This is a genomic window from Gemmatimonas sp. (genome assembly GCF_021298855.1).
Lineage (GTDB): Bacteria > Gemmatimonadota > Gemmatimonadetes > Gemmatimonadales > Gemmatimonadaceae > Gemmatimonas.
In genome coordinates, this window is sequence record NZ_JAJTHI010000031.1 from 1 (window position 1) to 12843 (window position 12843).

The 12843-nt window shown below is 67.6% G+C and carries 13 protein-coding genes; all 13 read left to right on the forward strand.

Annotated elements, in window-relative coordinates; all coding sequences use genetic code 11:
• Positions 1 to 61 precede the first annotated feature (61 nt).
• The 13 genes from rpmI (at position 62) to LW840_RS10515 (ending at position 12841) form a co-directional block, all read left to right on the forward strand.
• Positions 62 to 259, forward strand: a complete 198-nt coding sequence (gene rpmI, locus LW840_RS10455; RefSeq protein ID WP_291266561.1) for a 50S ribosomal protein L35 — start codon at positions 62 to 64, stop codon at positions 257 to 259.
• 12 nt (positions 260 to 271) lie between these two features.
• Positions 272 to 643 carry a 50S ribosomal protein L20 gene (rplT, locus tag LW840_RS10460; protein ID WP_291261044.1) on the forward strand — a complete coding sequence of 124 codons (372 nt, stop codon included), beginning with the start codon at positions 272 to 274 and terminating at the stop codon, positions 641 to 643.
• A gap of 108 nt (positions 644 to 751) precedes the next feature.
• The gene (gene pheS / locus LW840_RS10465; protein ID WP_291266562.1) at positions 752 to 1762 is read left to right on the forward strand and encodes a phenylalanine--tRNA ligase subunit alpha; all 1011 of its coding nucleotides are present in this window, start codon (positions 752 to 754) and stop codon (positions 1760 to 1762) included.
• Positions 1759 to 4194, forward strand: a complete 2436-nt coding sequence (gene pheT / locus LW840_RS10470) for a phenylalanine--tRNA ligase subunit beta (RefSeq protein ID WP_291276953.1) — start codon at positions 1759 to 1761, stop codon at positions 4192 to 4194. Before pheS ends, pheT begins: the two co-directional genes overlap by 4 nt.
• Positions 4184 to 4624, forward strand: coding sequence for a hypothetical protein (locus LW840_RS10475; protein WP_291261041.1), 441 nt, complete (start codon positions 4184 to 4186; stop codon positions 4622 to 4624). The genes pheT and LW840_RS10475 overlap by 11 nt, the downstream gene beginning before the upstream one ends.
• Entirely contained in the window at positions 4621 to 4932 is a 312-nt protein-coding gene (locus LW840_RS10480; protein WP_291266564.1) for a cell division protein ZapA, read from the forward strand. Before LW840_RS10475 ends, LW840_RS10480 begins: the two co-directional genes overlap by 4 nt.
• Before the next feature lie 190 nt (positions 4933 to 5122).
• Positions 5123 to 6709, forward strand: coding sequence for a ribonuclease Y (gene rny, locus LW840_RS10485; protein ID WP_291261039.1), 1587 nt, complete (start codon positions 5123 to 5125; stop codon positions 6707 to 6709).
• Positions 6699 to 7595 carry a bifunctional 5,10-methylenetetrahydrofolate dehydrogenase/5,10-methenyltetrahydrofolate cyclohydrolase gene (locus LW840_RS10490; RefSeq protein ID WP_291266565.1) on the forward strand — a complete coding sequence of 299 codons (897 nt, stop codon included), beginning with the start codon at positions 6699 to 6701 and terminating at the stop codon, positions 7593 to 7595. Before rny ends, LW840_RS10490 begins: the two co-directional genes overlap by 11 nt.
• Positions 7596 to 7608: 13 nt before the next feature.
• A complete protein-coding gene (xseA, locus tag LW840_RS10495; RefSeq protein ID WP_291266566.1) occupies positions 7609 to 8862 on the forward strand; it encodes an exodeoxyribonuclease VII large subunit in 1254 nt (417 codons plus the stop codon).
• The gene (gene xseB / locus LW840_RS10500) at positions 8859 to 9080 is read left to right on the forward strand and encodes an exodeoxyribonuclease VII small subunit (protein ID WP_291261036.1); all 222 of its coding nucleotides are present in this window, start codon (positions 8859 to 8861) and stop codon (positions 9078 to 9080) included. Before xseA ends, xseB begins: the two co-directional genes overlap by 4 nt.
• A gap of 29 nt (positions 9081 to 9109) precedes the next feature.
• On the forward strand, positions 9110 to 10006 hold the full coding sequence (locus tag LW840_RS10505; protein WP_291261035.1) for a polyprenyl synthetase family protein: 897 nt from the start codon (positions 9110 to 9112) through the stop codon (positions 10004 to 10006).
• Positions 10007 to 10079: 73 nt separating this feature from the next.
• Positions 10080 to 11972, forward strand: coding sequence for a 1-deoxy-D-xylulose-5-phosphate synthase (gene dxs, locus LW840_RS10510; RefSeq protein WP_291276954.1), 1893 nt, complete (start codon positions 10080 to 10082; stop codon positions 11970 to 11972).
• Complete coding sequence (locus LW840_RS10515; protein ID WP_291276955.1) at positions 11972 to 12841, forward strand: NAD(+)/NADH kinase; 870 nt, start codon at positions 11972 to 11974, stop codon at positions 12839 to 12841. Before dxs ends, LW840_RS10515 begins: the two co-directional genes overlap by 1 nt.
• Positions 12842 to 12843: the final 2 nt, after the last annotated feature.

A 12843-nucleotide genomic window follows, 5' to 3' on the forward strand; every position in this document is an offset into this window, starting at 1 on the left:
GCGGGATCTGCTGCAGGGCCGTCCTAACAGCAGGGCGGTCGACCGCTGACGTGAGCAAATCATGCCGAAGATGAAGACCCACAGCGGCGCCAAGAAGCGCTTCTCCGTGACGGGATCGGGGAAGGTGCGGCGCCTGAAGGCCTACAAGAGCCACATCCTGACCAAGAAGGACGCCAAGCGGAAGCGCAATCTCCGTCGCCCGGCTATCGTCGAAACGAACGGCGAAGTCAAGCGCATCAAGCGTCTCATCCTGGCCTGAGGAACTTCCACTATGCCACGCGTCAAGTCCAACGTCGTTCGTCTCAAGCGCAAGAAGCAGATCCTCAAGCACGCCAAGGGCGCCTTCGGTGGCCGCTCGAAGCTGTGGAAGGCCGCCAAGGAAACCGTGGAGCGCGGCTGGCGCTACGCGTACCGTGACCGCAAGAACAAGAAGCGCGACTTCCGCCGCCTCTGGATCATTCGTATCAACGCCGCGGCGCGCCTGCACGACATGTCGTACAGCGCCTTCATCAGCGGGCTGCATGCTGCCGGCCTCGAAGTCGACCGCAAGGTGCTCGCCGATCTCGCCGTGCGTGAGCCCGAGGCGTTCGCCGCGATCGCCGAGCAGGCGCGCAAGGCGCTCGAAGCCAAGGCGGCTGCGTAAACACGCGGCTTCCCACACGGCACGCCACACGGTGGGCTGTGCGCATTAAGTTGAAGGGCCGGTGTCGAAAGATGCCGGCCCTTCGTGCTCCCGTTTCCCATTTCTGTCGTGATCATCTCCGATTACCTCGCTCAGGCCGACGCCCTCGCGCAGGACTGCCGTGCGTTACTCGACGGACTCGAGCCCGGCACGCGGCTCGACGTGGCCAAGGGCCAGCTCAACGCGCTCAAGGACCAGCGCCTCGAAGCGCTGCAAGCGGCGCTGCGCATGCTGCCGGCTGAGGATCGACGGACCGCAGGCACCGCCTTCAACGCGCTCAAGTCGTCCATTCAGGACGCCCTCGACGGCTTTGCCGCGCGCGTCGCAGCGCAGGGCGCCGGCGCGCCCTTCGACGGGTCGATGCCGGCCCGTCTGCCATGGCGCGGATCGCTGCATCCGGTCACGCTCGTCATCGACGAGATCTGCGACATCTTCCGCGAGCTGGGCTTCACCGTGGCCCTCGGCCCGGAAGCCGAAACGGAATGGTACAACTTCGGCGCGCTCAACTTTCCTCCCGACCATCCGGCGATGGAGCTGCACGACACGCTCTATCTCGGGGACGACACCCTGTTGCGCACCCACACGTCGCCCGTGCAGGTGCGAACGTTGCAGCGCTTCGCGCCGCCGGTGCGCGTGCTGGCACCCGGGCAGGTGTATCGCCGCGATTTCTTCGATGCGACCCACGCACCCGCCTTCATGCAGCTCGAAGGACTCGCCGTTGACGAGGGCGTCAGCTTTGTCGATCTCAAGGCGACGCTCGCGGAGTTCGCGCGGCGCTTCTACGGCGCCACGCGACGGGTGCGCTTCGGCCCCTCGTACTTCCCGTTCGTCGAACCCGGCGCCCAGATGGATGTCGAGGTCGATCTCGGTGATGGCAAGGGGCTGCGCTGGGTGGAGATCCTGGGATGCGGCATGGTGCACCCCAACGTCCTCGAGGCGGCCGGGGTGGACAGTGAACGCTTCACCGGGTGGGCGTTCGGCATGGGCCCCGCCCGCATTGCCATGTCGCGCTATGGTGTGAACGACATCCGTACGCTGTACGATTCCGACGTCCGCTTTCTGGAGCAGTTTGTTCGATGATCGTTTCGCACGAGTGGATCAGGCAGTTCGTCACGCACGAACTCTCCGCCCAGGACGTCGGCGAGGCGCTCAGCCGTCATTGCGTCACCCTCGACAGCATCGAAACGCTGGGGGCGCATCTCTCGGCGTTCGTCGTGGCGCAGGTGGTCGAGGCCGGCCGGCACCCCAATTCCGATCATCTCTGGGTCACCAAGGTCGATGACGGCAGCGGCACGCTGCTCGACGTGGTCTGCGGTGCACCGAACGTGGTGGCAGGGCTCAAGTATCCCTTCGCGCGCACCGGCACCATCATGCCCGGCGGGCTCAAGATCGAGAAGCGGAAGATCCGGGGCGAAACGTCGAACGGCATGCTCTGTTCGGCGCGTGAACTGGGACTGGGAGATGAGCACAACGGCATCCTGACGCTCGACACGGAGGCGGCGCCCGGTACCCCGCTGCTCGACGTGCTGGCTCTCGCCGATGCCCGCCTCGACCTCGATGTGCTGCCGAATCGTCCCGACCTGCTGTCGCACCTCGGCGTGGCGCGCGAAGTGAGTGCCATTGTCGGGGCGCCGCTGCGCCCCGTGCCCGCAGAGCTGAGCGCGCCCCTGTCGTCGCTGGCCGCCAAGACGGGCCCCTCGGCGGTGCAGGGGGAGCACGCCGCGGTGCGTGTGGAGGACGAAGGGGCTTGCCCGCGCTATGTGGCCGTGATCATCAAGGGCGTCTCGGTGGGGCCAAGCCCTGCCTGGCTCACGCAGCGCCTCGAGGCCATCGGCGCCCGGAGTATCAGCAACATCGTCGACGCCACCAATTACGTGCTGCACGGTTTCGGACAGCCGGTGCACGCTTTCGACCTGGCCACGCTGGCGGAGCGCCGCATCGTCGTGCGTGCCACGCGCGCCGAAGAGCGGATCGTCACCCTGGACGGCGTCGATCGCCCGTTGGCGGTGGATACCGTCTGCATCTGCGATGCGACCTCTCCGGTGGCGCTGGCCGGGGTCATGGGTGGACAGCGTAGTGAAGTCACTGCGTCCACGACCGACATCCTGCTCGAAGTCGCGGTGTTCGAGCCGCGGTTTGTGCGGGCGGTACGCAAGGCGGTGGGACTCAGCACCGATGCCAGCTATCGCTACGAACGGGGCATCGACGCGGGCAACACCCAGCACGTGGCCCGTTTGGCGGCGGCGCTCATCACGCAGGTGGCCGGGGGCGAGGTCGTCGAGGTCCTCGACGTGGGCGGGGCACCAGTCGCGAGAGCGGCGGTGTCACTGCGTCCCGCCAGGCTGGCACGCCTCCTTGGCATGGCCGTTCCGGTCACCGAGATCACGCGGCATCTCGAAGCGCTCGGGTGCACCGTCTCAGGCGATGGCGACGCGCTCGCCGTCCAGCCGCCCACGTGGCGTCATGATCTGCTGCTCGAGGTGGACCTGATCGAGGAAGTGGCACGGCTCGTCGGGTTTGACGCGCTCCCGGACGAGTTGCGGCCGTTCCGCCCCGGATCGGCGCCGGATCACCCGTTGCACCTTGCCTCTCGTCGGGTGCGCGACGTGCTCGTGTCCGCAGGGCTTGCCGAAGCGCGACCCATGCCCTTCACCGCCACTGGTAACGAGGCGTCGCCGCGCGTCCGCAATCCGCTGGCGGAGGATGAGCCCTTTCTTCGCGCGTCGGTACTGGACACGCTGGCCCGTCGGGCCGAGTACAACCTGTCTCGCATGCAGGGCAACCTGCGACTCTTTGAAATCGGCAACGTGTTTCTGCCGCGGCCCGCGCGACTGCCGCTGGAGGAATTGCGTGTGGGAGCCCTGCTCATGGGCACGCGCCGTCCGGCGCACTTCACTGAACCGACGCCGCCCGCCTTCGACGCGTGGGATGCGAAAGCGTTGGCTGAGAGCGCGGCGCGTGCGGCCTTCCCCGGTCGCGCGGTGCGCATGGTGGCGGTCGAAGGAACGCCCGCCTGGCAGGTGGAGGTTGATGGGCGCGGAATCGTGGGCATGGTGCATGCGGTCCCGCTCGATCGTCCGGCCTGGGCAACCGAGGCGTGGGGCGTCGAGCTGACCCTCGGGGTGCTGTCCTCAGATGATGTGGCGCCCCCCGGCGCTCACGCGCATGCCCCCGCCGAGCGGGAGGTGGGCGCCACCCATGCGGTTCGCGCCTCGGCGCTGCCCACCACACCAGCCGCCGAGTTCGACGTGGCGCTCCTGGTACCCGATACCTTGGCGGCGGCGGCGGTCGAACACGCCATCGTTTCGGCCGGAGGGGAGTTGCTGGAGCAGGTGCAGCTGTTTGATGAGTTTCGCGGAGCGGGCATTCCGGCCGGTATGCGCAGCCTGGCGTGGCGGCTGACGTGGCGGCACCCGGAGCGCACATTGCGCGACAAGGAGATCGAAGGGCGGCGGGCACGGCTGCTGGAGCTTCTCGAAAAGGACCTGGGGATCCGTCCGCGTGCGACCTGAGACCGCCGCTTTTCGCGAGCTGGACACGCTCGTCCGCAACCTCAGTGACCAGTTGGCGGGATTCCGCCGTCGGGCACTGGCCGCGGAGGCGCGTACTCGCGAACTGGAGCAGATCCTGGCCGGCATGACCGGCAAGCTGGACGAAGTACGCCAGCAGATGGAGGACACCCAGGCATCCCGGGACGCGGCGGTGGTGCAGGCGAAAACGCTCGAGGCACAGCTCGCGGCCGCCCGCGGGGAGGTGCAGCGCGTGCAGGCCGCCGTTGCCGAGCTATCGGCCAAGGCCACCCCCGAGGCGAGGGACCAGGAGCTGGCCCGCGAGAATGAGCGACTCAAGGCCCGGCTTGGCGAGGCGCGCGAGAAGGCGGCGCAGCTGAGCGAGAAGGTGCGCTTCCTGCGCCAGCAGATCGGACTGGGAGCCGACCGATGATCGATCCCAAATCGGTGGTCAAGGTGCGCATCATGGGCGAGGAGTACACGTTGCGAACGGAAGCTTCGCCCGAGCACACCCGCCTGGTGGCGGAACATGTCGATCGGACGATTCGCACCATTCTCAGCGGCAGTGCCACCATGGAGACCCACAAGGCTGCCATTCTGGCTGCACTGCAGTTGACCGATGAGCTCTTTCGGGAACGGTCGGCGATCGATGGGTTGACCACCGACATGCGCCAGCTGGCCTCCGACATCCGCCCGCTTCTGCCCCCTGCCAAGCGCGGCGAGGAACCGGGAGGCGCCTAGCAGGTGGGCCCGTTGCGGGCCCTTCGGCCCGCCCGTACTATCTGGTGAGCGGCGCTCGTCGACGCTGGGCAGGCGGAGGTGCGCGCGCGGTCGCGCGACTTCCCCGACCGGCCGCCGTCGGCGCCGCAGACCGATAGAGTGAGCGGCTCACGATCCAACCCGCGCAGCGCGCGGTGGAGTATAGATCCCCATGGGAGATTTCCCACTTGCAGCGCTCCTTGGCGCGGCGGGCGTTGTCGCGGCTGTCGTTGGCTTCGTGTTCGGGCGGCGGTCCGGACGCGCCATCGAGATCGCTGCCCAGCAGCGCGCCAAGGCAACGGCGGAAGACACGGCCACCCGCATTCTTGACGAAGCGCGTCGTGAATCGGAGACGATTCGCAAGAGTGCCGCTGTGGCAGGGCGTGAAGAAGTGCTGCAGCTGCGCGAGTCCCTCGAGCAGGAGCTTCGGCAGCGTCGCGGTGACATTGAGCGGGAGGAAAAGCGCGTACAGGATCGCGAGGCCCAGCTCGACCGCGCCCGCGAGTCGCTGGAGGGACGGGAGCACGAGGTGCAGCGACGTGCCCAGGAATGCATTGGGCGTGAGCAGGCTACCACGGCCCGTGAGCAGGAGCTGGAGCGCCTGGTCGGCGAAGAACGACGGCGGCTCGAGCAGCTCGCCGGGCTGAGTGCCGAGCAGGCCAAGGCCGAGCTCGTGCGGCGGCTCGAAGACGAGGCCATGGCCGATGCCGCCAGTCGCCTGCGCGAGATCCGCGAAACGGCCAAGCGCAACGCCGAGCGGGAGGCCAAGAAGATCGTGGCGCTGGCCGTGCAGCGCGTGGCCGCCGAGACAACGGCGGAGAGCACGGTGTCGGCGGTGTCGCTGCCCAATGATGAAATGAAGGGGCGCATCATCGGCCGGGAAGGGCGCAATATCCGCGCGTTCGAGCTCGCGACCGGTGTGGATGTCATCATCGACGATACGCCCGACACCGTGGTCGTGTCCTGTTTCGATCCGGTACGCCGGGAGACCGCGCGGCTGGCGCTGGAGAAGCTGGTGAGCGACGGCCGCATTCACCCCGGGCGCATCGAAGAGGTGGTGGTGAAGGCTCGCAAGGAGGTCGAGGCCGCCATCATCGAAACGGGTGAGCAGGCTGCTTACGATGTCGGGGTGGCCGGACTCCATCCGGAGCTCGTCAAGCTCATCGGGCGCATGCGGTGGCGGACCAGCTACGGTCAGAACATCCTGGCGCACAGCAAGGAGGTCGCGTGGCTGGCAGGGATGATGGCCGCCGAACTGGGGCTCGATGTGCAGCTGGCGAAGCGTGGGGCGCTGCTGCACGACATCGGCAAGGTGCTCACGCATGAGCACGAGGGCACGCACGTGCAGCTCGGGGTGGAGGTCGCCACCAAGTACGGCGAGAATCCGCTGGTGGTCAACTGCATCGCGGCGCACCACGATGATGTGCCCCACGAAAGCGAAGTCTCGGTTCTGGTGCAGGCGGCCGACGGGATCTCGGGCTCGCGTCCCGGCGCCCGCCGGGAGGCCTTCGAAACCTATGTCAAGCGTCTCGAAGGGCTCGAACGGATTGCGGCGAGTTATCGTGGGGTGGAGCGCGTGTTCGCCATTCAGGCCGGACGAGAGGTGCGGGTGGTCGTGACGCCCGAGCAGGTCGACGATACCCGCATGACGGCCATGAGCGAAGAGATCGCGCGCCGTATCGAGTCGGAGCTGCAGTACCCGGGCCAGATCAAGGTCGTGGTCATTCGCGAAAGCCGGGCGGTGGACTTTGCGCGCTGAGCTCATCGACGGCAAGGCGATTGCCGAAGCCATTCGTCTCGAGGTGGCGGCCGATGTGGCCGCCTTGGCAGGCCGCGGGGTGGTCCCGGGGCTGACCGTGGTGCTCGTTGGCGACGATGCCGCCAGCGCCACGTATGTGGGGGCCAAGGAGAAAGCCTCGAAGGCGGCGGGCATGCGCGGCGAGACACTCCGGTTGCCGGCCAGCACCACACAGGCGGAGTTGCTGGCGCTGGTCGAGCGGCTCAATGCCGACGCCGGGGTCCACGGCATTCTGGTGCAGATGCCTCTGCCGCCGCACATCGACCCCGATACCGTGATCCGGCACATCCGACCCGAAAAGGACGTGGACGGGTTTCATCCCGTCAACGTGGGCAAGCTCCTCATCGGTCACACCGACGGGTTTGTCTCGTGCACACCGGCGGGTGTGATCGAATTGCTGATCCGCAGCGGCGTCGAGACGCGCGGTGCGGAAGCGGTGATCGTGGGACGCAGCAACATCGTGGGGAAGCCCATGGCGGCGTTGCTGGTGCAGGGTCGGGCTGGTGGAGACGCCACGGTGACCGTGTGCCATAGCCGCACCCGGGATCTGGCTGTCCATACGAAGCGTGCGGACATTCTCATTGCCGCCATTGGTCGCGCCGAGATGATCACGGGGGACATGATCAAGCCGGGAGCCGTCGTGATCGATGTGGGAATGAACACCAAGCCCGACGCCAGCAAGATCAAGGGGACGCGCCTGTGTGGCGATGTGCACTTCGAGAGTGCCGCGGAAGTGGCGTCGAAGATCACGCCGGTCCCCGGTGGCGTTGGCCCGATGACCATTGCCATGCTGCTGCGGAACACGGTGCGCGCCGCCGAGCGCACGGTGCTCGTGACTGCACGGTGAGGCACCGCTGACCATGGCGACAGGTCGCGCCAGCGGGTATCGACCGACGGCGGCCGCCGACGCCTCGCCCGGGAGCTCTCCGGAGTCCGCCATCGCCGTGCAGACCCTGACGACGGCGGCCAGGGACCTCATCGAGGGAGCGTTCCCGGCGCTCTGGGTGCGGGGTGAGGTGAGCAACTTCAAGGCGCACCGCAACGGGCACTGGTATTTCTCACTCAAGGACGAGCAGGCGCAGATCAACTGCGTGATCTGGTCCTCGGCGGCGCGCCGCATCCCGGCACCTCCCGATGACGGCATGCAGGTCAGTGCCCTGGGGCAGATGACCGTGTGGCCGGTGCGTGGGGACCTGCAGTTCTCCGTGCGCGCGCTCGAAGCGGCCGGCGACGGATTGTGGCGCAAGGCGCTCGAGCAAACGCGTGCTCGGCTGGAGAAGGATGGCCTGCTCGATCCGTCGCGCAAGCGTCCGCTACCCACTTTTCCGCGTCGCATTGCCGTGATCACCAGCCCTGACGGCGCGGCGATGCACGATATCATCACGGTGACCCGCACTCGCAGCGCCGATGTCGAATTGGTGATCATTCCGGCGAAGGTGCAGGGGGAGGGGGCGCCGGAATCGTTGGTGGCGGCACTGGCCCAGCTGGGACAATGGGGGGGCGCCGATCTCCTGATCATCGGGCGTGGCGGCGGGTCGCGTGAGGACCTCTGGGCGTTCAACGACGAGCGGGTGGCGCGCGCGCTGGCCGCCTGTGCCATTCCAACGGTGTCCGCCGTGGGCCACGAAACCGACATCAGCATGTGCGATCTCGTGGCCGACGTGCGGGCTGCCACACCCTCGGCGGCGGCTGAACTCGCGGTGCCGTCACGCCGGGAGCTGGTCGCACGGGTCGACGCCCTGGCGAAACGTCTTGCCACGGCGGCGACGCGCCGGGAGGAGCGTGCGGTATCGGCGCTCAATCAGGTGCGCAAACGCCTTGGTATGGCCGCACAGCGGGTGGTGGAGCGCCGGTACAGCCAGCTCGAACGGTTGGCCGGTCAGCTGGATGCCCTGTCGCCGCTCAACACCCTGGCCCGCGGCTTTGCGGTGGCGCGAACGCCCGGGGGCGCTACTTTGAGCAGTCGGGAGCAATTCGTGCCGGGCACGGCGTTCGATTTGTGGCTGCGTGATGGAATTGTCGCCGCCACGGCCAACGCGGTGCGAACGTTGCCCGACAGCCAGAACTCCGCCGACCGCATGCGCAGCGCGACACCCAACACTCCCTTGTCATGACCGAGCTTCCCTTCGAGCAGTCACTGGCGCGCCTCGAGGACATCGTGCGCGTGCTCGAACGGAACGATCTGGACCTCGAACAGGCGCTGCGCCTGTTCGAGGAGGGGATCGGCCATCTGCGCAGCGCCGGTTCCGCGTTGAAAGCCGTGGACGCGAGGGTCCAGCAGTTGGTCGAAGCGGCCGATGGCTCGTTCTCGGTCGTCGATCTGGGAGCGTGACGCGGATGACTGCGGCAGGAGTCCCGGCCATGTCCGAAGACACGTCCCGCACTTTTGCGGCCGAACGCATCGCCGTGCAGCGGGCTCTCGACGGTTTCTGCGCGCGCTGGTTGGGAGACGTGGCCCCACTGACCGCGGAAGCCATTCGCTACGCGCTGCTTGGCGAGGGCAAGCGGCTGCGGGCCGTCCTGTTGCTGGAGGCCTATCGGGCGTGCGGCGGCACGGGCGACGCCCTGGATCTGGCCGCCTCGGTGGAAGTCGTGCACGCGTACTCACTTGTCCACGACGACCTCCCCTGCATGGACGATGACGATGTCCGCCGCGGTCGGCCTACGGTGCATCGTGTCTATGGGGTGCCCGTGGCGACCGCCGCCGGGTTGGCGATGGTGCCGCTGGCCGCGCGCTGCGCCTGGCACGCGGCCAAGGCGATGGGGCTCGGCGACGAGACCGCAGCGGACATTGTACGCGACCTGATGGGCGCCTCCGGCGCCGGTGGCATGATCGGGGGCCAGCTGCTCGACCTCGAGGGCGAAGGGGTGCAGCTCACACTCGAGTCGCTCGAGCGGGTGCACCGCCTCAAGACCGGGGCGCTCATCATGGCCTCGGTCACGTTGGGGGCCCGGGCGGCGCTCGCCCCTGCCGGGCGTCGGGCCGCACTCGCCCGCTACGGTGCCGCCATCGGCCTTGCGTTCCAGATTGCGGACGACGTCCTCGACATCACCGCCACTACGGATCAGCTCGGCAAGACGGCGGCTCGCGATCTCGACCTCAACAAGAGCACCTATCCCGCCCTCCTCGGCGTCGAGGGAGCGATTGAACGGGCCGTTGCGTTGGTCGAAGACGGGTGCGCAGCGCTTCAGCAGGAGGGATTGCTGACGCCCACGCTCGAGCAGTTGGCCCGCTACATCGTGGAGCGTCGATCCTGACCCCCGCGCCGGTTGCGCTTTCCCGCCTTGTGTTCTCGCCTGACCGCGGTTCCCGCATTCTTCCCAGTCTCCCATGTCCCTTCTCGAAGGCATCCAGTCTCCAGCCGACGTGCGTCGCCTGTCCCGCGATGAACTGCGTACGCTCTCGCAGGACATTCGTGATCGGCTGATCGATGTGTGCTCGCGCACCGGCGGACACATCGGCGCCGGTCTCGGTGTGGTCGAACTCACCGTCGCGCTGCATGCCGTATTCGACACGCCGACTGACCAGATCGTGTGGGACGTCGGTCACCAGGGGTACCCGCACAAGCTGCTCACCGGGCGCAACGATCGCATGGAGACGCTGCGCCAGGAGGGTGGCCTGTCGGGCTTCCTCAAGCGCACCGAGAGCGAGTACGATGCGTTTGGCGCCGGACACGCCGCTACCGCCATTTCGGCGGCGCTGGGCATGGCCGCCGGGCGCGACGTGATGGGGGAGTCGTTCAAGGCCGTGGCCATTATCGGCGACGGGTCGCTCGGGTCGGGGCTCGCCTACGAAGGGCTCAACAACGCCGGCCACTCCGAGCGCGACATCATCGTTGTCCTCAACGACAATGAAATGTCCATCGCGCCGAACGTGGGAGCGATGCACAAGTATCTCACGAGCATCCAGCGCAATCCGCTCTACAACCGGCTGCGTTCGCGCATCGGGGAACTGGTGGACCACGCACCGCAGCCCTTTCAGTCGGCCGGTACGTTGCTGCGCAAGTGGGAAGAGAGTGTGAAGTCGTTCCTTACGCCCGGCGTGCTGTTCGAGGAACTCGGGTTCCGGTACTTCGGCCCCATCGACGGACACGACATCGACGCGCTCATGGACACCTTCGCGGCCGTGCGGGACATGAATACACCGCGCCTCGTGCACGTCATCACGCAGAAGGGCAAGGGGTTCCCGGCCGGAGAGCACGGAGAGAAGTGGCATGCCCTGCCGCCCGGTCACGATCCGGCCACGGGCAAGCAGCTCACGGTGTCGGCCGGCAACCCGGCCTACACGGCGGTCTTCGGCAAGGGGCTGGTCGAGCTCGGGGCGGAATGCCCGGACGTGGCGGTCATTACGGCGGCGATGCCCGGCGGCACCGGAACGGCACCCTTCGCCAAGGCGTATCCGGCCCGCTTCTTCGATGTGGGCATCGCCGAAGGACATGGCGTGACCTTCGCTGCCGGCCTCGCCACCCGCGGCGTGCGCCCCGTGGTGACCATCTACTCCACGTTCCTGCAGCGCGGCTACGACAACATCATTCACGACGCCGCCTTGCAGAAGCTGCCCGTGATCTTCGCGATGGATCGCGCTGGCCTGGTTGGTGAAGACGGGGAAACGCATATGGGCTTGTACGACATCCCGTACATGCTGACCGTGCCCAACATGACCGTCGCGGCGCCCAAGGACGGAACGGAGATGCTCGGCCTGCTGCGGGCCGCCGTCGAGCACACCGAGGGGCCCTTCTGCTTCCGCTATCCGCGCGACACGTCCCCCGATGTGCCTCCCGCCATGGCGGAGATCGCGGCGACCCCGTACGGAACGTGGGACGTCCTGCGCAAGGGGCGTGATGTGGCCATTCTCGCCGTGGGGACCATGGTGGGCACTGCGCTCGCTGCCGCCGAAGCGCTGGCCGCCGAAGGGCTGGACGTCACCGTCGTCAATTGCCGGTACCTCAAGCCGTACGACGAAGTCACCCTCGCCGCCATCCTCGCCGACCACTCGCACATTCTCATGGTCGAGGAAGGCGTCGCGACCAACGGTTTCGGCGCGTACATGGCCGCCATCATTCACCGGCAGTCGCCGCAGGTTCGCACGGCTGTGCATGGGGTGCCCGACAAGATCATTTACGCTGCACCGCGCAAGAAGCAGCTGGCGTCGCTCGGTCTCGATACCGCCGGCATTGCCGAGCGTGTACGGGCACTGCACGATTCCGAAGCACTCGCCGGCTGATGCGAGTCGGCGTCATCGGTCATCGGGGGTACGTGGGGCTGCCGGCCATTCTCGGGACGCTGCTCGAGATCGCTCCCGCATTGGGGCTCACCCTCGCGTTCGAGGATGAGCTCTGGGACATCGCCGAAGACGGGGAGCGTCTGGGAACGCCTGCTTCCGTGCAGGCCCTGTTCACGCTCGGTGGCGATGGGACGCTCCTGCGTGGGGCGCGGTGGCTGGACGGACATACGGTGCCCATCCTCGGGATCAACCTCGGACGCCTCGGCTTTCTCACGAGTTGCAGCGGGGCCGATTTCGAGGAAGGGGTGCGTCGCTTCGCACGCGGAGATTTCATGTCGGAGCCGCGCATGGCACTCGAGTCGTGCGCACTCGACCGTGAGGGGGCGGAGCGGTGCAACTGGCGCTCACTCAATGACGTCGTGCTGCACAAGGGCGGGTTCGCGCGCGTCGTGCGCTTCACCGTGTTCGTGGACGACGAGCCCATCGGGTCCTACTCTGCAGACGGGCTGGTGGTCTCCACGCCCACCGGATCCACGGGCTATTCGCTTTCGGCCGGTGGGCCCATCGTGGTGCCGACCGTGGAAAGCATCGTGCTCACGCCGGTGTCACCGCATACGCTGGCCATGCGCCCGTTGGTGCTGCCGCCGCAGGTCGAAGTCAAGGTGCGTGCGGATGATGGGCCGGAAGAGCTTCTGGTAACGATCGACGGGCAGGTGGGCACTACCTTCACGGGTGGGGAGACGCTCGTCGTGCGCCGTGCCGGACACCCGGTGCAGATCGTGCGCTTTCCCGGCACGACCTTCTTCACGCGGTTGCGTCGCAAGCTGGGATGGGGCGGGCTCTCCGAGCGCGACGGCGACACGGTCTGACG